Source organism: Mycolicibacterium sp. XJ870 (genome assembly GCF_053483975.1).
The window spans coordinates 137,181-161,439 of record NZ_JBEFTI010000012.1 but is presented as its reverse complement, the minus strand read 5'-3'; the positions used below and the strand labels follow the sequence as shown (position 1 = coordinate 161,439).

The 24,259-nt window shown below is 65.9% G+C and carries 22 protein-coding genes and 1 riboswitch; of the genes, 18 read left to right on the top strand and 4 right to left on the bottom strand.

From position 1 onward, the window contains the following. Positions 1 to 21: 21 nt before the first annotated feature. Positions 22 to 651, top strand: a complete 630-nt coding sequence (locus ABQF30_RS28940) for an Rv1815 family serine proteinase (RefSeq protein ID WP_448470391.1) — start codon at positions 22 to 24, stop codon at positions 649 to 651. Between the two features lie 50 nt (positions 652 to 701). On the opposite strand, the gene ABQF30_RS28935 is transcribed toward ABQF30_RS28940, so the two are convergent. Further along, positions 702 to 1,142, bottom strand: a complete 441-nt coding sequence (locus ABQF30_RS28935) for a nitroreductase/quinone reductase family protein (protein ID WP_448470389.1) — start codon at positions 1,140 to 1,142, stop codon at positions 702 to 704. A gap of 111 nt (positions 1,143 to 1,253) precedes the next feature. Here ABQF30_RS28935 and ABQF30_RS28930 point away from each other — a divergent pair, with 111 nt between their 5' ends. The 5 genes from ABQF30_RS28930 to ABQF30_RS28910 are packed head-to-tail and all read left to right on the top strand — an operon-like array spanning position 1,254 to position 4,969. After that, a complete protein-coding gene (locus ABQF30_RS28930; RefSeq protein ID WP_448470387.1) occupies positions 1,254 to 1,940 on the top strand; it encodes a TetR/AcrR family transcriptional regulator in 687 nt (228 codons plus the stop codon). Between the two features lie 39 nt (positions 1,941 to 1,979). Continuing rightward, positions 1,980 to 2,327, top strand: coding sequence for an ArsR/SmtB family transcription factor (locus tag ABQF30_RS28925; protein ID WP_448470385.1), 348 nt, complete (start codon positions 1,980 to 1,982; stop codon positions 2,325 to 2,327). Then, the gene (locus ABQF30_RS28920) at positions 2,320 to 2,958 is read left to right on the top strand and encodes an SRPBCC family protein (protein ID WP_448470383.1); all 639 of its coding nucleotides are present in this window, start codon (positions 2,320 to 2,322) and stop codon (positions 2,956 to 2,958) included. Before ABQF30_RS28925 ends, ABQF30_RS28920 begins: the two co-directional genes overlap by 8 nt. 44 nt (positions 2,959 to 3,002) lie before the next feature. Further along, positions 3,003 to 3,497, top strand: coding sequence for a VOC family protein (locus ABQF30_RS28915; protein ID WP_448470381.1), 495 nt, complete (start codon positions 3,003 to 3,005; stop codon positions 3,495 to 3,497). Beyond that, positions 3,494 to 4,969, top strand: coding sequence for an FAD-binding protein (locus ABQF30_RS28910; protein ID WP_448470379.1), 1,476 nt, complete (start codon positions 3,494 to 3,496; stop codon positions 4,967 to 4,969). The genes ABQF30_RS28915 and ABQF30_RS28910 overlap by 4 nt, the downstream gene beginning before the upstream one ends. A 6-nt stretch (positions 4,970 to 4,975) precedes the next feature. On the opposite strand, the gene ABQF30_RS28905 is transcribed toward ABQF30_RS28910, so the two are convergent. Together ABQF30_RS28905 and ABQF30_RS28900 are read right to left on the bottom strand one after the other, a co-directional pair. Further along, a complete protein-coding gene (locus ABQF30_RS28905) occupies positions 4,976 to 6,889 on the bottom strand; it encodes an ABC transporter ATP-binding protein/permease (RefSeq protein ID WP_448470377.1) in 1,914 nt (637 codons plus the stop codon). A 27-nt stretch (positions 6,890 to 6,916) separates the two neighbouring features. Next, the gene (locus tag ABQF30_RS28900; protein WP_448470375.1) at positions 6,917 to 8,863 is read right to left on the bottom strand and encodes an ABC transporter ATP-binding protein/permease; all 1,947 of its coding nucleotides are present in this window, start codon (positions 8,861 to 8,863) and stop codon (positions 6,917 to 6,919) included. 96 nt (positions 8,864 to 8,959) lie between these two features. Here ABQF30_RS28900 and secA2 point away from each other — a divergent pair, with 96 nt between their 5' ends. From secA2 to ABQF30_RS28840, 12 genes are all read left to right on the top strand, one after another. Then, complete coding sequence (gene secA2, locus ABQF30_RS28895; RefSeq protein ID WP_448470373.1) at positions 8,960 to 11,311, top strand: accessory Sec system translocase SecA2; 2,352 nt, start codon at positions 8,960 to 8,962, stop codon at positions 11,309 to 11,311. 9 nt (positions 11,312 to 11,320) lie between these two features. Beyond that, on the top strand, positions 11,321 to 11,917 hold the full coding sequence (locus ABQF30_RS28890; protein ID WP_448470371.1) for a CDP-alcohol phosphatidyltransferase family protein: 597 nt from the start codon (positions 11,321 to 11,323) through the stop codon (positions 11,915 to 11,917). 25 nt (positions 11,918 to 11,942) lie between these two features. Beyond that, positions 11,943 to 12,839, top strand: a complete 897-nt coding sequence (locus tag ABQF30_RS28885) for a DUF881 domain-containing protein (RefSeq protein ID WP_448470369.1) — start codon at positions 11,943 to 11,945, stop codon at positions 12,837 to 12,839. A 29-nt stretch (positions 12,840 to 12,868) separates the two neighbouring features. Continuing rightward, complete coding sequence (locus tag ABQF30_RS28880; protein WP_036439818.1) at positions 12,869 to 13,201, top strand: small basic family protein; 333 nt, start codon at positions 12,869 to 12,871, stop codon at positions 13,199 to 13,201. A gap of 1 nt (position 13,202) precedes the next feature. After that, positions 13,203 to 14,024, top strand: a complete 822-nt coding sequence (locus ABQF30_RS28875) for a DUF881 domain-containing protein (RefSeq protein ID WP_448470366.1) — start codon at positions 13,203 to 13,205, stop codon at positions 14,022 to 14,024. A 43-nt stretch (positions 14,025 to 14,067) separates the two neighbouring features. Next, positions 14,068 to 14,463 (top strand): glycine cleavage system protein GcvH, encoded by a 396-nt coding sequence (gene gcvH / locus ABQF30_RS28870; RefSeq protein WP_448470364.1) that lies wholly within the window; start codon positions 14,068 to 14,070, stop codon positions 14,461 to 14,463. Between the two features lie 186 nt (positions 14,464 to 14,649). Then, positions 14,650 to 15,132 (top strand): glycogen accumulation regulator GarA, encoded by a 483-nt coding sequence (gene garA / locus ABQF30_RS28865; RefSeq protein ID WP_448470362.1) that lies wholly within the window; start codon positions 14,650 to 14,652, stop codon positions 15,130 to 15,132. A gap of 3 nt (positions 15,133 to 15,135) precedes the next feature. Beyond that, the gene (gene ftsR, locus ABQF30_RS28860) at positions 15,136 to 15,894 is read left to right on the top strand and encodes a transcriptional regulator FtsR (RefSeq protein WP_448470360.1); all 759 of its coding nucleotides are present in this window, start codon (positions 15,136 to 15,138) and stop codon (positions 15,892 to 15,894) included. Positions 15,895 to 15,990: 96 nt separating this feature from the next. Further along, positions 15,991 to 16,488, top strand: coding sequence for a bifunctional nuclease family protein (locus ABQF30_RS28855; protein WP_448470358.1), 498 nt, complete (start codon positions 15,991 to 15,993; stop codon positions 16,486 to 16,488). Between the two features lie 234 nt (positions 16,489 to 16,722). Next, positions 16,723 to 17,343 (top strand): MerR family transcriptional regulator, encoded by a 621-nt coding sequence (locus tag ABQF30_RS28850; RefSeq protein WP_448470356.1) that lies wholly within the window; start codon positions 16,723 to 16,725, stop codon positions 17,341 to 17,343. A 158-nt stretch (positions 17,344 to 17,501) separates the two neighbouring features. Then, a riboswitch (glycine riboswitch) is annotated at positions 17,502 to 17,600 on the top strand. 149 nt (positions 17,601 to 17,749) lie between these two features. Continuing rightward, the gene (gcvP, locus tag ABQF30_RS28845; protein ID WP_448470354.1) at positions 17,750 to 20,608 is read left to right on the top strand and encodes an aminomethyl-transferring glycine dehydrogenase; all 2,859 of its coding nucleotides are present in this window, start codon (positions 17,750 to 17,752) and stop codon (positions 20,606 to 20,608) included. Positions 20,609 to 20,779: 171 nt separating this feature from the next. After that, positions 20,780 to 21,829, top strand: a complete 1,050-nt coding sequence (locus ABQF30_RS28840) for an alpha/beta fold hydrolase (RefSeq protein WP_448470352.1) — start codon at positions 20,780 to 20,782, stop codon at positions 21,827 to 21,829. 47 nt (positions 21,830 to 21,876) lie between these two features. On the opposite strand, the gene ABQF30_RS28835 is transcribed toward ABQF30_RS28840, so the two are convergent. Next, complete coding sequence (locus ABQF30_RS28835; RefSeq protein ID WP_448470350.1) at positions 21,877 to 24,222, bottom strand: substrate-binding domain-containing protein; 2,346 nt, start codon at positions 24,220 to 24,222, stop codon at positions 21,877 to 21,879. Between the last annotated feature and the right edge of the window lie 37 nt (positions 24,223 to 24,259).

Sequence of the window (24,259 nt, the reverse complement as noted above, 5' to 3'; positions counted from 1 at the left end):
TGGCTTCGCGCGATACGGGCCATGGCGGCGGCTGCTCCGACGGCGGTGCTGCTCCTGGCCTCGGCGCCCGCGCACGCATTGCCGGGCGTCCTGGTGTACCCCGGCATGGAGATCCGCCAGGACACCAACGTGTGCACGCTCGGCTATGTCGATCCGATGAGTCGAGTGGCGTTCACCGCCGGCCATTGTCGGGGCAGTGGGCCGGTGGGGGACAGGGACGGCAATCTCATCGGCAGCCAGACATTGTTCCAGGACAACACTCCCGACGGCATCACCATCGACACCGATCACATGATCTCCGACTGGGAAACGATCCAGCTCGCGGGCGACGTCGCGGTGAACAACATCCTGCCGGGCGGCCGCATGCTGGTGGAGGATCCCGCGGTCGTTCCCGCGCCCGGCTTACCGGTGTGCCATTTCGGCGTGGTCACCGGGGAGAGTTGCGGCACCATCGACGCCGTCAACAACGGCTGGTTCACCATGGCGAACGGAGTGGTCAGTCAAAAGGGAGACTCGGGTGGTCCGGTGTATGTCGTCACTCCCGACGGCCGCGCTGCCATCGTCGGGATGTTCAACAGCACATGGGGCGAGTATCCGGCCGCGGTGTCGTGGCACAGCGCCAGTGGGCAGGCCCGCAACGGCGTGATGTAGACGTCTGGCGCTTGCGGATGCCGGATAGCGAATCACCGTGTCCCACAGCCTTAGTCGAGTAGTTTGAAGACCGGGATCGAGGGTGCGGCGGCGCATAGCTGACCTTCGGACGATTGTGGTGTCAGACCCGCGGCGTGGCCCTTGACCTCCCAGTACCACCGGTCGAGGTAGCGCTTCAGCAGCGGTGGCTTCGCCTCGTCGGCCACTTCGGCGATCCGCGCAGTGCGGCGGCGCCACCGGGGGCCCGTCTCGACAACGCCGGATGCCCGGGCGTTGCGAACCCATTGCGTGTTACCGCGAGGCGCCACCACGTACTTCTCACCGTCCACTGCCATCAGGTTCACCACCACGGTGTGTGGCGCGCCGGTGCGTCGGCCACGTACCCGCAGGGCGGTGGTGCCTGCGATGCTGACCCCGAGTTCGGCGAGCCGGCGGACCAGGTCGTTGCCGGCTCTGGCCACAGGTCCGGGTGCGTCGTATCGCGTTGTCATCAATATCCTTCCGTCACCGTCAGCAATCGAGAGCGGCGCTCTCTAATTCAGAGTGGCACGTCGGTAGTCGAAATGCAAGAGCAGTGTTCTCGAATCTGGCAGACTTGCACGGTGGGTAAACGCCAGCAGGGCCGGGAACGCATCGAGGCGGCGATCATCGAGATCGGTAGGCGACACCTGGTGACCGAGGGGGCGGCCGGCCTCTCGCTGCGGGCGGTCGCGCGGGATCTGGGCATGGTGTCCTCGGCGGTGTACCGGTATGTGGCAAGCCGCGACGACCTGCTGACGCTGTTGGTCGTGGATGCCTACACCGAGCTCGCCGATGCAGTCGATGTCGCCGCGTCGGCCGAATCCACCTGGGAGGAGCGGATTCACGCGATCGCGCGGGCGGCGCGCCGGTGGGCGATCAGCCAGCCGGCCCGCTGGGCATTGCTGTACGGCAGCCCGGTGCCCGGGTATCAGGCACCCGCCGAGCGCACCGTCGGGCCGGGCACCAGGGTGGTCGGCGCGGTGTTCGCCGCGGTCGCCGACGGGATTGCCGCCGGCGACATCGTTGCGACGAATAGCTCTGCGAGCCAACCGCTCTCGGCCGACTTCGACCGGCTGCGCGCCGAGTTCGGTTTTCCGGGTGATGACGGTGCGGTGGCGAAGTGCTTCGTGCTGTGGGCGGGACTCGTCGGTGCGATCAGCCTCGAGGTGTTCGGCCAGTACGGCGCCGACACTCTGACCGAGCCGGGGCAGATCTTCGAGATCCAGATCGGGCTGTTGATCGGCACGCTGACCCACGGCCAGGATTAAGCATTGACTTATATAAGTGGATGCTTCTATCTTTGAGATGTGCATGCCTTCGATGTCCTCGGGGACCCGGTGCGGCGGCGGATACTGGAGCTGCTCGCTGACGGGGAACTCACGGCGGGCGCGATCAGTGCGGCGATCTCCGCCGAGTTCGGCATCAGCCAACCCGCGGTGTCTCAGCATCTGAAGGTGCTGCGGGAAAACGGATTCACCACGGTCCGGGCCGAGGGGCAGCGGCGGATGTACGCGGTAGACAGTGCGCCGCTCTACGACATCGACCAGTGGTTGGACACATTCAGGCGGTTCTGGACACCCCACCTGGACGCCTTGGCGACCGAGATCGCACGCGGCAAGCGGCAACGCAGAAAGGAAGGTACGCAACATGATTGACGTCAACCATCAAGTCAATGCGGTCCGGCGAGCGATCGGAACCCGCGTCCTGGACGCCGGGGAAGCCCACGTCGTCACACTCGGACAGTCCTATCCGACCGATGCCGCAGACCTGTGGGATGCGCTGACCAACATCGAGCGGATCCCGCGATGGTTCCTGCCCGTCACGGGTGAGTTGCGGGTCGGCGGCCAGTATCAACTCGAGGGAAATGCCAACGGCACCGTGTTGAGCTGCGACCCACCCAGCGCATTCACCGCCACATGGGAGTTCGGCGGCAACATCAGTTGGATCGAGGTGCGGGTGGTCGAGGAGGAGCCCAACCGAGCTCGATTCGAGCTCCAGCACATCGCCGAGGTCGACGACGACACCTGGCAGCAGTACGGGCCGGGTGCGGTCGGGATCGGTTGGGACCTCGGCCTGGTGGGGCTGTCGATCCACCTGCAGACGGGCCAGGCGATCGAGCCCGGGTTCGAGGAGCAGTGGTCGGCGAGCGACGAAGGCAGACACTTCGTCAAGGAGTGCGCCGCGCAATGGCACCGCGCGACGGTGGCCAGCGGTGCCGATCCGGAGTGGGCGCGCTCCGTGGCCGACCGCTGTGCGGCGTTCTACCTGGGCGAACCGCAGAACTAGAACACGTTCTAGCCTTCGCGGCCGGTCGGAGATATCCTCATGGCGTGCCGAATCAGACACCTGTCCAGATAGCTTGGGTGACCGGCGACCTGGACGCGACTGAGCAGGCGCTGACCACGCTGCTGGGTGCGCGCCGGTGGGTCCGCATGCCCGCAGTCCATTTCGGTCCGGACACCTGCAGCCACCGTGGCCGTCCCGCCGATTTCGTGGCCGACATCTCGCTCAGCTACGCCGGTGACACCCAGCTCGAGCTCATCGCGCCGGTGCGCGGCGACAGCGTGTACGCCGAGTTCCTGCAAGCCAACGGAGCGGGACTGCACCACATCTGTGTCGAAGCAGCCGACCCCGAGTCGTTCGAGGCCAGGCTGCGTGACGCCGAACTCGCCGGAACCCCCGCCGTATGTCAGGGCGAGATGCCCGGTGGCATGCGATTCGCCTACCTGTCGGCCGCCGGGGCCGGGGTGCCGTATCTGGAAATCGCTTATATCCCGCCCGAGATCCGGGCGTTCTTCGACTATGTGAAACAGGAGCAGCAGTGAACGAGATCCCCGAGGTTGTCAGCGCCGCGGATGTCGAGTCCTGGTCCGACGAGTTCGACGTCGTGGTGGTCGGCTTCGGCATCGCCGGCGGGTGCGCGGCGGTCAGCGCCGCCGCGGCGGGCGCACGGGTCCTGGTCCTGGAGCGCGCCGCTGCCGCCGGTGGCACGACGTCGATGGCGGGCGGGCATTTCTATCTCGGCGGCGGCACCGCGGTGCAGCTGGCCACCGGGCATGACGACAGTCCTGACGAGATGTACAAGTATCTGGTTGAGGTGGCCCGCAACCCCGACCTCGACAAGATCCGCGCGTACTGCGACGGCAGCGTCGAACACTTCAATTGGCTGGAATCGCTTGGGTTTCAGTTCGAGCGAAGCTTCTACCCGGGGAAGGTCGTCGTCCCGCCCGGCACCGAGGGCCTCTCATACACCGGCAACGAAAAGGTGTGGCCGTTCACGGAGAAGGCGAAACCGGCTCCTCGTGGCCACTCGGTACCCGTGCCCGGCGAGTTGGGCGGCGCGGCGATGGTCATCGACCTGCTGCTGAAACGGGCCGAGGAATTGGGCGTCGAGATCCGCTATGAGGTGGGCGTGACCAACCTGGTCATCGAGGACAGCGCAGTGGCCGGCGTGCGCTGGAAGCACTTCAGCGAAACCGGTTCTGTCAAAGCGAAATCCGTCGTCATCGCGGCCGGCGGGTTCGCGATGAACGCCGAGATGGTCGCCGAATACACCCCCGCGCTCGGCCGCAAGCGGCGCACCAAACACCACGGTGAGGTGGAGCCCTACATCCTGGGCAACCCCAACGACGACGGACTCGGTATCCGCATGGGCGTTTCGGTGGGCGGCGTGGCCACGGACATGGATCAACTCTTCATCACCGCCGCGGCGTATCCGCCCGAGATCCTGCTCACCGGCGTCATCGTGAACAATCAGGGGCAGCGCTTCGTCGCCGAGGACTCCTACCACTCCCGAACCTCGGCGTACGTGCTCGAGCAGCCCGACCAGGAGGCCTACCTCATCGTCGACGAGGCGCACATGGAGATGCCTGCCATGCCGCTGATCCAGTTCATCGACGGCTACGAGACGGTCGATGAGATGGAGGCCGCGCTCGGTATTCCGAAGGGGAACCTCGCCGCGACGCTGCAGCGCTACAACGAGAACGCGGCCAACGGTGGCGACCCCGACTTCCACAAACAACCGGAATACGTTGCGGTTCAAGACAACGGGCCGTGGGCGGCGTTCGATCTGTCCCTTGGCCGCGCGATGTACTCGGGCTTCACCATGGGTGGGCTGTCGGTGTCCATCGACGGTGAGGTGCTGCGCGAGGACGGCAGCGTCATCCCCGGCCTGTATGCGGCGGGAGCCTGCGCCTCGAACATCGCGCAGGACGGCAAGGGTTACGCCAGCGGTACCCAGCTTGGCGAGGGGTCGTTCTTCGGCCGCCGTGCCGGAGCCCACGCGGCTGCCCGCTGAGGTCGATCACGTCTGCTCGGCGACGGCGGTGAGTTCCCAGCGGCCGTCGCCGAGGAGTTCCAGCTGCCGGGAGTGATGTCGGTTGACGCTTTCGCGGTGACTGATGCTGACGACGATGGTGTCCGGCAGCGCAGTTCGCAGCCCCGTATACATCGCGAACTCCTGACCGGGGTCGAGGGCCGAGGTCGCCTCGTCGAGGAAGACCGCTCGCGGCTTGGCAAGCAGTACCCGGGTGAACGCGATCCGCTGCTGTTCGCCGGGGGACAGCACCTTCGACCAGTCCGACTCTTCGTCGAGTCGGGATGTCAAATGGCCCAACGTGACTGCGGTGAGTACCGCTCGGATCTCGTCGTCACCGTACGTGCCGGACGGTGATGGATAGCAGACCACTGTGCGCAAATCGCCCAGCGGAGCGTAGGGCAGCTGGGACAAGAACATCACCTCGCCCTGGTCTGGAAAGCGCACTGTGCCCGAGCCGTACGGCCACAGCCGCGCCAGGCTGCGCAACAGTGTCGTCTTGCCGGTGCCCGACGGTCCCGTGATGACCAATGAGTCGCCTGGGGTCAACTGCATGTCGAGGTTGTCCAGGAGTAGTTCGCCCGCCGGGGAACGCACCTGGACATCCTCGAGTTCGACGCCGCCGTTGGCGCTGAAACCGGACGCCAATCTCGGTAGCGCCCTTGCCTGTTCGTTGGCGGTGACGAGCCCCTCAAGACGGATGATGGCGGCGCGGTACCCGGCGAATGCGTCGTAGACGGCGCGGAAGAAACTCAGCGAGCTCTGCACCGAGCTGAACGCACTCGACGACTGTGTGACGTCACCGAGATTGAGCTCGCCGGCGAACAGTCGCGGCGCCTGGACGATCAGGGGCAGCGGCTCGATGATCTGGTTCACCGACCGGTTCCAGCCGAGGAATGCCACGCCGCGGAGCACCCACTTGCGATAGTTCTCGATGATCCGGGCGAACCGCACGGAAAGCGTGCTGCGCTCGGTGTGTTCGCCGCGATAGAAGCCCACCGCCTCGGCGGCGTCACGGATACGCACCAGCGCATAACGGAACGCGGCGTTGGTGAGTTCGTTGCGGAAGGTCAGCCGGATGATCGGCCTGCCGATCCAGAACGCCACCACGGTCGTCATCGCGACCCACAACAACGCCAGCCAGAAAAGTGCCTTGGGGATCGTCACCCCAAGAAGCGTCAGCGGCCCAGCCAGATTCCACAGAATCGGGGTGAATGCCACCACCGAGACGATCGAGTAGACCGACCCGAACAACAGCGTCTGCGACGTTGCCACGTCGGGCGTATTGGTTTGGGGCCCCGTGCCGGTCGTGAAAATGTCGATGTCCTGCTGGATGCGCTGGTCGGGGTTGTCGATCGGCTCACCGCCGAATGAGCCCAGAAACCGTCCGCGGTAGTAGGCCCGGCCATCGAGCCAGTCGCCGGTGAGTCGGTCGGTGAGCCAGACCCGCCACCGAATGATGAAGTACTGCATGAGATACAGATCGAGCAGCGTGCGAGTGATGTCGGCCGTCAACAGCAGCGCGAAGATGATGATCGACTTCCAGAAGCCGTCGATGCCCGACTGCCGGACCGCGTCGTTGTCTGCCCCGACGCCTTCGAAGGCCACCTGCAGTGCGTTGAACTGGTCGTTGGCGTAGTAGCTGAACAGCACGTCCATCCGCACCGACACCATCACCGACAGCAGCAGTACGCCCAACAGCATCCACACTGGAATGCTTTGTCGCCCAGTGAAATAGCCTGCGGTGACGCGCCAGAACTGGCGGCCCCACGTGGTGAAGCGGGCCACCATGGCCAAAACCACGACCATAAGGACCGCGCTGACCGCCCAAGCCTTTGCGACCCAGAACAGTGACGCCAGGATCTCGTTGCCCCAGTCCAGCGACGGGGTGAACATATCCATCCCGGGGAAGTTACCGGCAACTGCCCCTTACGGCTGCTTGATCAGGTCGATCTCGTCCTCGTCGCCTTCCACCCGCCCGAGCCGCCACTCACCGTCGCCGAGCAACTCGAGTTCGTGCGTGTGATGCTGCTCGACGGTGCTGCGGTGGCTGACGCTGACCAGGATGGTTTCCGGCAGCTCCGTGCGCACCAGCTGGTAGAGCATGAATTCGAGGCCTTCATCGAGGGCCGATGTCGACTCGTCGAGGAACACCGCGTTGGGTCTGGTGAGCACGATGCGGGCGAACGCTATCCGCTGTTGTTCGCCGGGGGAGAGCACCTTGGCCCAGTCCTGGACCTCGTCGAGACGGTCGACCAGGTGGGGCAGAGCCACCTTCTCCAGCGTCTGTCGCAGCGTGGCGTCGTCGATCATGCCCTCTTCGCTGGGATAGCTCACCACCGCGCGCAGGTCGCCAAGCGGCACATAGGGCAACTGCGACAGGAACATCGTCTCGTTGGGTCCGCAGGGCCGGGTCAGCGTGCCCGAGGTGAACGGCCACAGCTCGGCAAGGCTCCGCAACAGCGTGGTCTTGCCGCTGCCCGACGGGCCGGTGACCACCAGGGTGTCGCCGACCTCCAGGCGCATGTCGAGCGGCTTGATGAGTTGCTTTCCGTCAGGTGTGCGCACCTCGATGTCGTTGAGCTCCACAGTGCCGTCGACGCACGGCAGCGTCGTCACCTCCGGCAGGGCCCGCCCTTCTTCATTGGCGACCACCAGGCCCTCCAGCCGGATGATCGCGGCACGGTAGCCGGCGAAGAGGTCGTACGCGTTGCGGAAGAACGACAACCCGCTCTCTATCTGGCCGAAGGCCGATGCGGACTGTGACATGGCGCCGAGCATGATCTCGCCGTTGTAGAACCGCGGGAACTGCAGCAGGTAGGGCAGCGGCACGATGGCCTGGCCCATCGACCAGTTCCAGCCGTTGAAACCCAGCGACCTGCCCACATAGCGGGTGTAGTTGGCGACGACCGGCTTGAACAGCTTGCGCAGCCCGGTGCGTTCGGCCACTTCGCCGCGGTAGAAGGCGACGGCCTCGGACGCGTCACGCAGCCGCACCAGCGCGTACCGGAACGCCGCGTTGTACTTCTCGTTGTTGAACGACAACCAGATGATCGGCCTGCCGATCCAGAAGGCGATGACGGACGCGAACAGTACGAAGGCGATACCGATCCAGAACATCGCCCTGGGCAACTCGTAACCGATGAACGGGATCGCCATCGGGCCCGACAGGCTCCACAGAATCGCAGTGAAGGAAATCATCGATGCGACAGCGTCGATCGCGCCGAACAGCAGAGTGTTCTTCGAGTAGTAGTACGGAAGGTTGGGCAGTGGTCCGTTGCCCGCGGTGAAGATGTCGATGTCATTCTGAATGCGCTGATCGGGGTTGTCGATCTTGTCGTCGATGAACCGGGCCCGGTAGTACGCCTTGCCGTCGAGCCAGTCGCCGGTGAGCCGATCTGTCAGCCACGCCCGCCACGCCAGGCAGAACCGCTGCACCAGGTACATGTCCAGCAAGAGCCGGCCGATGTAGGTCGCGGCCAGGATCGCGAAGATCAGCATCGAGAAATAGAAGCCGTCCCTGCCGGACAGCTTCACCGACTCGTCGCCGGCCGCAGCCGCCTCCCGGCCCGCTTCGATGGTCTGGAAACTGTTCATCATGTCGCGGCCCTGATAGCTGAGCAGGACCTCTAATCGGACGCCGGCGATCACCAACAGCAGGATCGCGCCCAGCCACAGCCAGACCTTGAGACTCTCAGGACCGGTGAAATAGGCACCGCTGACCCGCCAGAACTGTCGGCCCCAAACAGTGAAACGGGCGATCAGCACGAGGATCACCATCGTGCAGACGGCGGCGATCGCCCAGCCCTTCGCGATCCAAACCAGAGATGTCCAGAGCTCAGTACCCCAGTCGAGCGTGGGGGTGAACATTTCCATTCCGGCAAGGTACCCCGCAATCCTGGGGCTGGACGGTCGAGCACCTCCGAGACTGTCGCGTCGAACGCGTTGCGCAGCTCCGCGTACCGTGAACATGTGCCGAAGACGTCCAGCGCCAAACCGGGGCGCTTGAGCAGCAAGTTCTGGAAGCTACTGGGTGCCAGCACCGAGCGGAATCAAGCCCGTTCGCTGTCGGAGGTCAAAGGGGCGGCCGGGTTCGAGAAGAAGGCCGCCGACCTCGATGACGAGCAGCTGACCAAAGCCGCTCAACTGCTGCAGCTCGAGGATCTGGCGTCCTCGGCCGACATCCCCCAGTTTCTCGCCGTCGCCAGGGAGGCCGCTGAACGGACGACGGGCCTCCGTCCATTCGACGTACAGCTGCTGGCAGCGCTGCGCATGCTTGCCGGTGACGTCGTCGAGATGGCCACCGGTGAAGGCAAGACCCTGGCCGGAGCGATCGCGGCGGCGGGATACGCCATCGGCGGCCGTCACGTGCACGTCATCACCATCAACGACTACCTGGCCCGGCGTGACGCCGAATGGATGGGCCCGGTCATCGAGGCACTCGGGCTGACCGTCGGTTGGATCACCGCCGATTCCACCGCCGAGCAGCGCCGCGCGGCATATCAGTGTGACGTCACCTACGCCTCGGTCAACGAGATCGGCTTCGACGTCCTGCGCGATCAGCTCGTCACGGACGTCGAGGACCTGGTGTCGCCGAACCCCGATGTGGCGCTCATCGACGAGGCCGACTCGGTACTCGTCGACGAGGCGCTTGTGCCGCTCGTGCTGGCCGGCACCAGCCACCGCGAACAGCCCCGCGTCGAGATCATCCGGATGGTCGGGGAGCTGACACCCGGCACGCACTACGACAAAGATGACGACAGTCGCAATGTGCACCTCACCGACGCCGGCGCCCGCAAACTCGAAGCTCGCCTGGGAAATATCGACCTGTACTCCGAGGAACACGTCGCCACCACGCTCACCGAAGTCAACGTCGCGCTGCACGCGCACGTGCTGCTGCAACGCGACGTGCACTACATCGTGCGGGACAACGCGGTACACCTGATCAACTCGTCGCGCGGACGCATCGCCTCACTGCAACGCTGGCCGGACGGTCTGCAGGCCGCCGTCGAGGCCAAGGAGGGCATCGCGACCACCGAGACGGGAGAGGTGCTCGACACCATCACCGTGCAGGCGCTGATCAATCGCTACCCGACGGTGTGCGGGATGACCGGCACCGCGCTGGCCGCCGGTGAGCAGCTGCGCCAGTTCTACAACCTCGGTGTGTCGCCGATCCCGCCGAACACCCCGAACATCCGCGAGGACGAGACCGACCGGGTGTACATCACGGTGGCGGCCAAGAACGACGCGATCGTCGAACACATCGCCGAGGTCCACGAGACCGGTCAGCCCGTGCTCGTCGGCACTCACGATGTGGCCGAATCCGAGGAACTGCACGAGAAGCTGGTGAAGGCCGGCGTTCCCGCGGTGGTGCTCAACGCCAAGAACGACGCCGAGGAGGCGGCGGTGATCGCCGAGGCGGGCAGCCTGGGCTCGGTCACGGTCTCCACGCAGATGGCCGGCCGCGGCACCGACATTCGGTTGGGCGGCTCCGATGAATCAGACCACGACGCGGTTGCTGAACTCGGCGGCCTGCACGTGGTGGGCACCGGCAGGCACCACACCGAGCGCCTGGACAACCAGTTGCGCGGGCGTGCCGGGCGCCAGGGCGATCCGGGTTCGTCGGTGTTCTTCTCCAGCTGGGAGGACGAGGTGGTGGCCGCCCATCTGGAGCGCAGCAAGCTGCCGACGGAGACCGATGAGAACGGCCGCATCGTCGCGCCCAAGGCGGCGGGCCTGCTCGACCACGCACAGCGGGTGGCCGAGGGCCGGTTGCTCGACGTGCACGCCAACACCTGGCGGTACAACCAACTGACCGCCCAGCAGCGCGCGATCATCGTGGACCGCCGCGACACCCTGCTGCGCACGTCGACCGCGCGTGACGAGCTCAAGCAGCTGTCGCCGGAGCGGTTTGAGAAGCTCGCCGAGGACTTGCGGACGCGAGGAGCAGAGGGAGACGACGTCGACGACCGGCTGGAGAAGATCTGCCGGTTGATCATGCTGTACCACCTGGACCGCGGCTGGTGCGATCACCTGGCGTACCTGGCCGACATTCGGGAGAGCATCCACCTACGGGCACTGGGCAGGCAGAATCCGCTCGACGAGTTCCACCGGATGGCTGTGGACGCGTTCGCATCCCTGGCCGCCGACGCGATCGAGGCCGCCCAGCAGACCTTCGAAACGGCCGACGTGCTGGACGACGAGCCGGGCATCGACCTGTCCAAGCTGGCCCGGCCGACCTCGACGTGGACCTACATGGTCCACGACAATCCGCTCGCCGACGACACCATGTCCGCGCTGAGCCTGCCTGGAGTTTTCCGATAGGTTTAGCCCATGACGGGCACTTCGGGGGACGTGCGTGATCGGGTACTGACGGTGCCCAATGCGCTCAGTCTGCTGCGCCTGGTGCTGGTGCCGGTATTCCTGTACCTGCTGTTGGTGGCACACGCGCAGGCCTGGGCCGTGGCGGTGCTGATGTTCAGCGGGTTCTCCGATTGGGCCGATGGCAAGATCGCCCGGCTGGTGTCCAACCAGTCCTCGCGGCTCGGGGAACTGCTCGATCCCCTGGTGGACCGGATCTACATGGTGACGATCCCCATCTCCCTCGCGATCTACGGCGCGGTGCCCTGGTGGATCGTGGCGACCTTGCTCGGCCGCGATGTGGTGCTGGCCGCCACGCTGCCGCTGTTGCGCCGGCGGGGCCTGGCCGCGCTGCCGGTCACCTATCTCGGCAAGGCCGCGACGTTCGCACTGATGTCGGGGTTGCCGCTGATCCTGCTCGGACAGTGGGATGCGTTGTGGAGCCGGGTGATTCTGGCTTGTGGGTGGGCGTTTCTGATCTGGGGTCTGGCGCTGTACCTGTGGTCGGCTGTGCTGTATCTGATCCAGGTGGTGTTGGTGGTGCGGCGAATGCCTGTCCTCCGCCGATGAGCCGCTTGCGCGAAGAGAGACAGCTATGAGCATGCTGGGCGGCTACGACACCGAAGCCGGGCTCAACGTCCATGAGGCCGACGCGCCCAAGCGAATCCCGGTGCCGTCGCTGTTGCGGTCGCTGTTGTCCGAGCATCTGGATCCGGGGTACGCGGCCGCCGCTGCCGCCCGCGAGTCCGGCGCCGCGCCGAGGCGGCGGGTGCCGTGGCTCTGGGACGTGTTGGCGGCGCTGGCGGTCGCCGCCGTGTTTGCGGTGGCCGCTGCGCAGGCGCAGACCGCAGCCCCGGCCGCCAGGGAAGCACAGCACGCACTGGCGGCGCGGGTGCGCACCGCGGAAGCCGGCGCCGAGCAGGCCAGCGCCCAGCGCAACGCGCTGGGCGATCAGGTGGACGCCGAGCGGCGCAGCAGGCTCGGTATGGATGAGGACGGTCAGCAGTTGCTCAGCGGCCTGGACACGGCGAACATCGCCGCGGCCGCGGTCCCGATGATCGGTCCGGGACTGACCGTGATGGTCACCGAACCCGGCGGCTCCAGAGACCTCAGCGATGTGTCCAAACAGCGGGTGGCCGGCAGTCAGCAGATCATCCTCGACAGAGACCTGCAGTTGGTGGTCAATTCGCTGTGGGGCAGCGGTGCCGAGGCCGTCGCGGTGGGCGGTGTGCGCGTCGGCCCAGGAGTCACCATTCGGCAGGCAGGCGGTGGGATTCTGGTCGACAATCAACCCATCACCAGTCCGTATGCCATCGTGGCCATCGGTCCGCCGAAAGGTATGGCCGACGCATTCGACCGCAGTTCCGGCCTGCAACGCCTGCGGTTGTTGGAGACCTCCTATGGGGTGGGGGTGAGCGTGAGCGCTGGGGACGGCCTCGGCGTGCCGGCGGTGGGAGTACGAGATGTCAACTTCGCCAAGCAGATTGGATAGCAGTGGGTAGCACAGGATTGGCGGGCTAGATGATCGGGATCGCCGCACTTGTCGTCGGAATCGTGCTGGGGCTGGTGTTTCACCCGAGCGTGCCGGAGTTCGTGGAACCCTACTTGCCGATCGCTGTGGTGGCAGCCCTGGACGCGGTGTTCGGCGGTCTGCGAGCCTATCTGGAACGAATTTTCGATTCCAAGGTGTTCGTGGTGTCGTTCGTGTTCAACGTCCTGGTGGCCGCGCTGATCGTGTACGTGGGGGACCAGCTCGGTGTCGGCACGCAGTTGTCGACCGCGATCATCGTGGTGCTCGGTATCCGGATCTTCGGCAACGCCGCCGCATTGCGGCGCAGGCTGTTCGGCGCCTGAGATGACCGGAACCGACCCCACCCAGCCTGCCGAGCCTGCCGGGCCCGCGGAACACCATGGCCGTCACGAGATGCCCGACGATGTTTCACCCCGGCGGTTCAGAAATCTGCGCATCGTCCGGCGCGGGCGCTCGCAATTGATCTTCGGTGCGCTCGGAGTCTTGCTGTGTGTGTTGCTGGGGGCGGCGATCGTGACGCAGGTGCGGCAGAACGAGTCCGGTGATTCGCTGGAGACCGCGCGTCCTGCCGATCTGCTGGTTCTGCTGGATTCGCTGCAGCAGCGCGAGGCCTCGCTCAACTCGGAGATCGCCGATCTGCAACGGACCCTGCAGCAGCTGCAGGCCTCGGGCAGCAGCGATCAGGCCGCGATCGAGAACGCGCAGGACAGGTTGGCGGCGTTGTCGATCCAGATCGGCACTGTCGCTGCGACCGGGCCGGGAGTGACGCTGCGGATCGAGGACACCGGCCCGGGTGTGGCGGCCGAGACCATGCTCGATGTGATCAACGAGCTGCGGGCGGCAGGCGCCGAAGCCATGGAGATCCGCGGCGGCGATCAGCAAACCGCGGTGCGGGTAGGCGTCGACACCTGGGTGATCGGTGCCCCCGGAGAGTTGGTGGTCGACAACGTGCCGGTGCGGCCACCGTATTCGGTTCTCGCCATTGGTGATCCACCCACGCTTGCCGCCGCGATGAACATTCCCGGCGGGGCGATGGACAGCGTCAAGCGGGTTGGCGGCACGATGGTGGTAGAACAGGCCGAGCGCGTCGACGTGACGGCCTTGCGGCAACCGAAACCGCGCCAATACGCTCAGCCCGTCAAGTGACACCGATGGATCTGACCACAGACCCGGACCAGCAAGGAGCACCGTGAGCGAGATTCCCGCCGACCTGTACTACACCTCCGAACACGAGTGGGTGTTGCGCACCGGTGACGACACGGTCCGCGTCGGGATCACCGACTACGCCCAGTCGGCTCTGGGCGATGTGGTGTTCGTGCAGTTGCCCGATGTCGGTGCCGAGCTGGCCGCAGGCGATGCGTTCGGAGAGGTGGAGTCCACCAAGTCGGTGTCGGACCTCTACGCCCCGGTCTCCGCGAAAGTCGTTGCGGTCAATGGTGATCTGGAAGGCAGCCCGCAGCTGGTCAATTCCGACCCCTACGGTGAGGGCTGGCTCGTCGATCTGCGCCTGGTGGGCGACACCTCAGACGGTGCCCTCTCCGGTTTGCTCGACGCGGACGGCTACCGCGCGGCAGTGACCGAGTGAGGAGTTGTTAGGGTTTCGGGGCCGGTTCGATGACCGGTTCGACCGTGCCGGGCGCGCAGATTTCTACCCCATCGGATCCGGCGGTGGTGGTCACAATGATGCCAGTTGCGCGGTACGGTCGACGTGAGACCGACGACGGCTGAGGCCCCGCCGGGCAACGCCACAGCAGCCAGTGAGGAGCAGCGGGTGACGGACAAAGACAGCAATTTGGGGGCTGACCAGACGTCGGAAGATGTAACGGTGGAGACCACGTCGGTCTTCCGCGCGGACTTCCTCAACGAACTGGATGCGCCCGCCGCGGCCGGAGCCGAAGGCGCCGTTTCCGGCGTCGAGGGTCTGCCTTCGGGTTCGGCTTTGCTTGTCGTCAAGCGCGGCCCGAATGCGGGTTCGCGTTTCCTGCTCGACCAGCCGACCACGTCGGCGGGGCGGCACCCGGACAGCGATATCTTCCTCGACGACGTCACGGTCAGTCGCCGCCACGCCGAGTTCCGGTTGGAAGGCGGTGAGTTCCAGGTGGTCGACGTGGGCAGCCTCAACGGCACTTACGTCAATCGGGAACCGGTCGACTCGGCCGTGCTGGCCAACGGCGACGAGGTGCAGATAGGCAAGTTCCGGCTGGTGTTTCTCACCGGTCCGCGCTCTGACGACGACAGCGGCTCGACCAGCTAGCTCATGACTGCCCCCGACAGACCTGCACTGGCCGGGATGTCGATCGGCGCGGTTCTTGACCTGCTCCGGGGCGACTTCCCGGATGTCACCATCTCCAAGATCCGGTTCCTGGAAGCCGAGGGGTTGGTCACGCCGGAACGGACCGCGTCGGGATACCGGCGGTTCACCGCTTACGACTGTGCCCGCCTGCGGTTCATCCTCACCGCTCAGCGCGATCAGTACTTGCCGCTGAAGGTGATCAAGGCGCAGTTGGACGCCCAGCCCGACGGTGAGCTGCCGCAGGCCGGATCTGCTTACGGGGTACCGCGTTTGGTGCCGGTGGGCGGTCAGACGGGCGACGAGCCGGGGAATCGTGACGGTGCGGCGGTTGTCTCCGGGGTGGCGCCGACGCAGGTGCGGTTGTCCCGCGAGGACCTGTTGGCACGCTCGGGAATCGACGAGGAGTTGCTGGGTGCGCTGGTCAAGAACGGTGTCATCACCACGGGCCAGGCAGGCTTCTTCGACGAGCATTCGGTGGTGATCGCGCAGTGCGCCAGGGCGCTCGCCGATTACGGTGTGGAGCCCAGGCATCTGCGGGCATTCCGGTCGGCTGCCGACAGGCAGTCGGATCTGATCGCACAGATCGCCGGTCCTGTGGTCAAGGCGGACAAAGCCGGCGCCAGGGACCGGGCCGACGATTTGGCCCGTGAGGTTGCGGCGCTGGCGATCACGCTGCACACGTCACTGATCAAGTCGGCCGTACGCGACGTTCTGGATCGCTGAGGATTAGACTCGTTTTGACGGCTAGATCGTCAATGTCAGGTCCGCTTCGGATGAATCACGGACGAAACAGCACAGCGGTGCGGAGGGTAGGCACAGATGGCTGAGGTTCGGGTGGTCGGCATTCGCGTGGAGCAGCCGCAGAACCAGCCTGTGCTGCTACTGCGCGAGTCCAACGGTGACCGTTACCTACCGATCTGGATCGGGCAGTCCGAGGCCGCCGCGATCGCGCTGGAACAGCAGGGCGTCGAGCCTGCGCGGCCGCTGACCCATGACCTGATCCGAGATCTCATTGCTGCTCTTGGGCATTCGCTCAAAGAGGTCCGCATCGTCGACCTGCAGGAAGGCACCTTCTACGCCGACCTGATCTTCGATCGTGACATCAAGGTCTCGGCTCGGCCGTCGGACTCGGTGGCCATCGCCCTGAGGGTCGGCGTGCCCATCTACGTGGAGGAAGCCGTGCTGGCCGAGGCCGGGCTGCTGATTCCTGACGAGAACGATTCCGATGGCGGCGAGGGCGGAGTGCCCGAGGACGAGGTCGAGAAGTTCAAAGAGTTCCTGGACAGCGTGTCGCCGGACGATTTCAAAGCCACATGAGCACCGCCCGCGCCGGGTTTGTCACGGATGCGTCTCAACTGGCCGGATCGGTGTCGACACGCGGCGCGGGTGTCATCGAAGTCCGAATTGGGCAGCCATACTTTGAGGGCGACGAGCAGTCAGGGCTCGGCGAGAAGCGTATGCTCGACACATTCGGGCTCGCAGCAAGCACACTGCAGTGCAGGTCACGGGTGGTGCAGAGGCTAGCGGGTTCGATCGGCGAGAGGATTCACAGTGGGTGACACGCCACGGCAGGAAGAGCTGGATCTGACCTCCGGAAGCGGGGCGGATGTTCCTCTCAGGCCAGCCAGCGAACCCGTTCAGGCGGGGCTGTTCCCCGACGACTCCGTACCCGACGAACTGGTCGGCTACCGCGGCCCGAGCGCCTGCCAGATCGCAGGCATCACGTACCGGCAGCTCGACTACTGGGCCCGCACGTCGCTGGTGGTGCCCTCCATCAGGGGTGCGGCCGGTTCGGGCAGCCAGCGGCTGTACTCGTTCAAGGACATCCTGGTTCTCAAGATCGTCAAGAGATTGCTGGACACCGGCATATCACTGCACAACATCCGCGTCGCCGTCGACCATTTGCGGCAGCGCGGCGTGCAGAACCTGGCCAACATCACCTTGTTCTCCGACGGAACCACCGTCTATGAGTGCACGTCCGCCGAAGAGGTTGTCGACCTGCTGCAGGGCGGTCAGGGCGTGTTCGGTATCGCGGTATCGGGTGCCATGCGCGAGCTGACCGGTGCCATCGCCGACTTCCCGGGCGAGCGTGCCGACGGGGGTGAATCGATTGCGACGCCCGAGGATGAACTGGCGTCGCGTCGCAAAAGTCGCGACCGCAAGATCGGCTGACGTCTTCTCCCACTAGTCCAGTTCACCGGCCCCGAGTGTGCGGCTTAATCCGCGCGCATCGGCGAGCCGCGTATGAAACCGCACATCGACACAGTTTCATCCTCCACGGATAGCTGTTCGCCGGTGTTGGTGACCGGCCGGTAGAATCAGCGGCGCATCGCCCTTGTGCGGGAGAGTTTCGTGATCGCCAGTCACGGACGCCGAAGGAGCAACACCTCTCCGTCAACCTCTCAGGCACCCAGGACCGCGCAAGGCCCCGATGCCTCTGGAAAGTGGTGCCCTGGTGGGCGCCCGCCCATGGGGAAAGGCCCGCATTGCGGGCCGAATCTCTCAGGCGCCCGGACCGGGTCGACGACAGAGGGAGAGGGCCAGCCGGTTCTGCCCTATTCGTCGGGAGATATCGCCAGTGTCCGATCACACCCAGCCAGTTTTCGCTGACCGCCACATCGGTCCGGACGCTTCGGCCGTCGCCACCATGCTGGAAGTGATCGGCGTGCCTTCCCTCGAGGAGCTGGCCGTCAAGGCCCTGCCTGCCGGCATTCTCGATGCGCCTGATGACGACGGGCGGGCACCGGGGCTGGCGCAGCTGCCCCCCGCGGCCACCGAGGAACAGGCGCTGGCCGAGCTGCGGGCGCTGGCCGACTCCAACACCGTCGCGGTCTCGATGATCGGCCAGGGCTACTTCGACACGCTCACACCGCCGGTGTTGCGGCGCAACATTCTTGAGAACCCGGCCTGGTACACCGCCTACACCCCGTACCAGCCGGAGATCAGCCAGGGCCGGCTGGAGGCCCTGCTCAATTTTCAGACCATGGTGTGCGACCTGACCGGACTCGAGGTGGCCAATGCCTCGATGCTCGACGAGGGCACCGCCGCGGCCGAGGCCATGACGTTGCTGCACCGCGCCGCCAAGGGATCGTCGAACCGACTGGCCGTGGACGCCGACGTTTATGCCCAGACGGCAGCCGTGCTCGCCACCCGCGCGCAACCCCTCGGCATCGAGATCGTCACCGCCGATCTGCGCCAGGGACTGCCCGATGGAGCGTTCTTCGGGGTGATCGTCCAGTTGCCCGGTGCCAGCGGATGTGTGACGGACTGGGCGCAGCTGGTCACCGAAGCCCATGAGCGCGGTGCGCTGGTCGCGGTGGGCGCAGATCTGCTGGCGCTGACGCTGATCACCCCACCCGGTGAATTCGGCGCCGACGTCGCCTTCGGTACCAGCCAAAGATTCGGTGTGCCAATGGGATTCGGTGGACCACACGCCGGCTACCTGGCCGTGCACGCCAAGCATGCCCGGCAGTTGCCGGGCAGGCTGGTCGGCGTCTCCGTGGACGGAGACGGGTCAGTGGCGTACAGACTGGCGCTGCAGACCCGCGAGCAGCACATCCGCCGGGACAAGGCGACCAGCAACATCTGCACAGCGCAGGTGCTGTTGGCGGTGATGGCCGCGATGTACGCCAGCTATCACGGGGCCGACGGCCTGACTGGCATCGCTCGCCGCGTGCACGGCCACGCCGAGACGATCGCAGCGGCGCTGGGCGATGCGTTGGTGCACGACAAGTACTTCGACACCGTGCTGGCGCGCGTGCCCGGGCGTGCCGACGAGATCATCGCGGCAGCGAAGGCTGCGGGGATCAACCTCTGGCGCGTCGACGACGACCACGTATCGGTGTCGTGCGACGAGGCCACCACCGACGCGCACGTCGCCGCGGTGATCGAGGCGTTCGGGTTCGCACCTGCCGAGCCGCGCTGTGCCGGAATCGTCGCGAGATCTTCGGACTTCCTCACCCATCCCGCATTCACCAAGTACCGCACCGAGACTGAGATGATGCGGTATCTGCGGTCGTTGGCGGACAAAGACATCGCCTTGGACCGCAGCATGATTCCACTGGGCTCGTGCACCATGAAGCTCAACGCGGCAGCCGAGATGGAGCCCATCACGTGGCCCGAGTTCGCCCGCCAACACCCTTTCGCGCCGGCGTCGGACACTCCCGGGCTGCGCAAGCTCATCGCCGACCTGCAGGCCTGGTTGACGGGGATCACCGGCTACGACGAGGTGTCGCTGCAGCCGAACGCCGGCTCGCAGGGGGAGTACGCCGGGCTGCTGGCGATCAAGGCCTACCACGATGCCCGCGCACGCGAAGGCCAAGACGGCAGAGGCGGTGACAGCGGCCGCGACATCTGCCTGATCCCGTCCAGCGCGCACGGCACCAATGCGGCCTCGGCGGCGCTGGCCGGCATGCGCGTCGTGGTGGTGGCCTGCCGCGAGAACGGCGACGTCGATCTCGACGACCTGCGGACCAAGATCGCCGACCATGCGGATCGCATTGCGGCACTGATGATCACCTATCCGTCCACTCACGGGGTGTACGAGCACGACGTCGCAGACATCTGTGCGGCGGTACACGACGTCGGCGGTCAGGTTTACGTCGACGGGGCCAACCTCAACGCGCTCGTGGGCCTGGCGCGGCCGGGCCGATTCGGTGGCGACGTCAGCCATCTGAACCTGCACAAGACGTTCTGCATCCCGCACGGCGGCGGCGGGCCCGGTGTCGGGCCGGTTGCGGTGCGTTCACATCTGGCGCCCTACCTGCCCGGCCATCCGCTTGCCGACGAGTTGCCGGACGACCACACGGTTTCGTCCGCACCGTACGGGTCGGCGTCCATCCTGCCGATCACCTGGGCCTACATCCGGATGATGGGCGCCGACGGACTGCGCGCGGCAACGCTCACCGCGATCGCATCGGCCAACTATGTCGCACGGCGTCTCGATGAGTACTACCCCGTGCTCTACACCGGTGAGAACGGCATGGTTGCCCACGAGTGCATCCTGGATCTGCGGGCCATCACCAAGGCCACCGGTGTCACTGTCGACGACGTGGCAAAACGGCTGGCGGACTATGGTTTTCACGCCCCGACCATGAGCTTCCCGGTGGCCGGGACGCTCATGGTCGAGCCGACCGAGAGCGAGAGCCTGGCCGAGGTCGACGCGTTCTGCGAGGCGATGATCGCCATTCGCGCCGAGATCGACCGGGTCGGCTCAGGGGAGTGGCCGGTGGAGGACAATCCGCTGCGGGGCGCGCCGCACACAGCGGAATGCCTACTCGTGTCGGACTGGGATCACCCGTACACCCGCGAGCAGGCGGCATACCCGCTGGGCAAGGGGTTCCGGCCAAAGGTGTGGCCGCCGGTGCGGCGCATCGACGGGGCCTACGGCGACCGCAATCTGGTGTGCTCCTGCCCGCCGGTGGAGGCGTTCGCGTAGTCGGGCGATCAGGCACTTCTCGAAGTTCTGCTGGACGCGCCCACTCGAGGGTCGCCTGTACGGCGTCATCGATGCGCCGAATTCCGTTGCAACACTCTGTGTTCCGTCGGTGAATCAGCGCATGACTCTCAAACGTATTAGCCTGCCACCAAGAACAGATAAGGAACCCTCATGCCTGCACCCAGCGATGCCGAGCACTTCGACCTCGGTGACTTCACACTCCAAAGCGGTTTCACGCTGCGAGGCGCGACACTGGCCTACAAGACATACGGGACGCTGAACGCCGCCAAATCCAACGTCATTGTTTACCCCACGTGGTACTCGGGCTGGCACACAGACAACGAATGGCTGATCGGCACCGACAAAGCACTCAATCCCGACGAGTGGTTCATCATCGTCCCCAACATGATCGGCAACGGACTCTCCTCGTCGCCATCGAATACCCCGCCGCCCTACGACCGGGCGCGCTTTCCCGCCGTGACGTTCTATGACCAGGTACAGGCCCAGCACAAACTCGTCACCGAGAAGTTCGGCATTTCCACCATCGCACTGGTGACGGGGTGGTCGATGGGTGCCGGCCAGACCTATCAGTGGGCCGTGAGTCACCCTGAGATGGTGCAACGCGCGGCGCCGTTCTGCGGGTCGAGTATCACCGCGCCACACAACAAGGTGTTCCTCGAGTCGTTGATCGCCGCCCTCACCGCCGATGCTGCGTGGGCCGACGGTGACTACACACCGAATGCGCTTCCCATCAAGGGATTACGGGCATTTGCCCGGGTCTACGCAGGATGGGGCTACTCACAGGCGTTCTACTGGGAGGAGGCGTGGCGTGAGCTCGGCTTCACCTCGTTCGACGACTTCCTCTACGGATTCTGGGAGAACTTCTTTCGCGACGGGCGCGACCCAAACAACCTGATCGCCATGCTCCGTACATGGCACAGCGGAAATGTCGGCAACACACCGGGATTCGACGGCGACGTGAAGAAGGCGCTGGCCGCGATCCGGTGTCCGCTACTGGCAATGCCGGCTGAGAAAGACCTCTACTTCCCGCCCGAGGACGAGCACTGGGCAACGCAGTTCATCGCACACGGTGAAGTGCGGGTCATTCCCGGCATCTGGGGCCACTTCGCGGGCGGCGGAGTGAACGCCGTCGACACGGCATTCATCGATGCCGGTATTCGGGACTTGCTTGCCAAACCGGGTTACTCACCCCAGACCTGATCACCGGAGGCCGGGCTCGGCACCGCGTCAGACTCCCGGCGGCCGGCTCAGCTCAGCAGGGTGGTGATCGCTGTGGTCAGCTCGGGGGACGCTGAGCTCGACACGTTCTGGTAGCTTCCGCCGCTGGCCTGCGCGACGGCTTCCCACGTGGCGCGGTCGGAATCGCCGCCGAAATCGATCACATTGACCGCGACCGGACGCGCCGCATCGAATTCGTCGCGAACGAACTCCCGCAATCCCGCGCCGTCCAGGCTCCTGTCGGTGTGCGGTCCGGTGGTGATCACCAGGATCGAATTCGCGCTGCCTTCTTTGTAGTTGTCCATCGCCTCGGTGTAGACCAACCGGAGCGTGGTGAACGACACCGCGCCGCCGTCCGAGGCGGACTGCTCCTCGAGAGTCGAGTTGAGTAGCTCGGAGCGGGCCCGTCCGCTGACGGGTTCGGCCAGCGGCCCCAAGGCGACCTCAGAGCGCCCTTCGGTGCCATCGAATGTCCACAGTCCGACTTCGGATGTCACCGGTAGTGCCTTGATTCGACTGTTGAGCGCGGCCACCACATTGGCCAGCCGGGACTTCCCTCCTTCTTCGGTGGTCATCGACTGGTCGAGCATGATTGTCACCGTGGGGCTCTTCACCGGAGCTGTCGTCGCGTTCGCCAGGGTGACCCGCATCGAGTTCTCCACCGACAGCGGTGTGCCGACAGGGCCGAACTCGGTGACGTCGCTGGCCGGCGGGTTGGCGCCCTCGGCCCGGAAACCGGCTTTCGCGAACTCGCTGAGCTGTTCGGGCTTGCGCAGATAACGAGCGAACTCGCTGGCCGCGGTCACCTGCTCCTGTTCCAGCCAGTCACCGGCCAGCAGCACCGCGGGATAGTCCGCGACAGCCGTCGGCCCTTGCGGCAGCCAGCCTGCGAGCGAATCTTTGGCGTCGCTGAGCGCTGCGGCGCGCTGAAAGAGCTGCTGTTCGGTGGTGGCCACCGCATGCACGGGCGCATCCGCCGGTTTGGAGGCATTGAGCAGCGCGTCCAGCGCCGTGCCGAGCTCGCTGTCGTCGAGCTTGGGCTGCCCGCCGAGCAGAGTGTTCACCCCGCTCATGCCGGCTGTCGCGGGTGCTCCGGACGGGGCCGACGCAGCGGCGACGGCCTCGGCCGCCAGGTAGGCCGAGTCGCCGTTGTTGCGGGTGGGCAGGGCCAGCTTCAACGTTCCCCAGCCTGGCAATCTCAGACCGTTCATCCCGGCGGGATTGCTCTGCAGCTCCGGAAGCTTTGACCAGTTCTGCTGCCCCAACGCATCTTTGAGCTGCGGGCTGACCGCAAGCAGCACCGGTGAGGTGACCAGCGAACGGCTGTCGCTGACAGTCTCGGCGCCCGCGGTGGCTTCGAGTCGAGCCGCGCCGATGCCACTGGACGGGATCCAAAGTGCGGGCCGATCACCGAGCTCGTCGGGCCAGGTGTTGGCGAAACCGCTGACCACCCGGTCGGATTCAGCCGACTGCACGCGTACCTTGACGCACCGGTCGCCGACCGGACTCGCTGATTCGTTGTACGTGTTGGCCAGCGCCTCGATATGAGAGGAAATGGTCGGGTCGGCGATGACCGCGACCCCGAGTTCGCCGTCGACACACCGGGCCGCGGCGGCGTCGCTGCGATCAGAGAGCACGTTGCCGAAGAACTGCCACATGATCACCCCGGCTACCACCACCACAACGGTGACCAAGGCGACGATCACTCCGACGCTGACACCCCGCCGCCCGGAAGCCACCGCGCGGTGGCTGCCGGTCCACTCTCCGCCGTCCCACTCACCGCCGTGTTGCCGACGAGGCCCGCTCGCCGGTGGTGGCGGCGGGCCCGCGGCGCTGAACTGTGCCGTCGGCAGGTCGGGGTCATCATCGGAATACTCGTCGGCGTAATCGTCGGAATATTCGCCCGAGTACTCGTCGGCGTAGTCATCGGTGTAGTCCGAGTCGGAGTAGTCCGGGTAGTCGGACTCACCGCTCGCGTCGAGGTAGCCGCCGCCGTCGTCGTCATCGATGTACCGGTGCGAGCGATACCCGGCATCGGGCTGTGGCCCCGGCCCGCGCTGGTATCCCGGCTCCGGTTGGTAGCCGCCCCGCTCGGCCGGGTAGCCCCGATCGGCCGGGTAGCCCCGTTCGGCCGGGTAGCCGGGATCTCCCTGATACCCGGGTGCGCGTGGGTAGCCCTGTTCCCGTTGGTACCCCGGCCGTTCGTCGAAGTCGTCGGTGTAGTCCGACCGTCGATCTGAACGTCCGTAGCCCGGCTGCTCGTAGCCCTCGTGCTCAGCCTGCTCCTGCTCCGGCTCGTACCCGGATTCGCCAACGTGCCCGTATTCGGGCTCGTCGGCGGAGTCTTCGGGGTCGGGAATGCTGTGCCTGCCCATTCCTAACCCCTTGACTCGTCGCTCATCCGGACCCGCC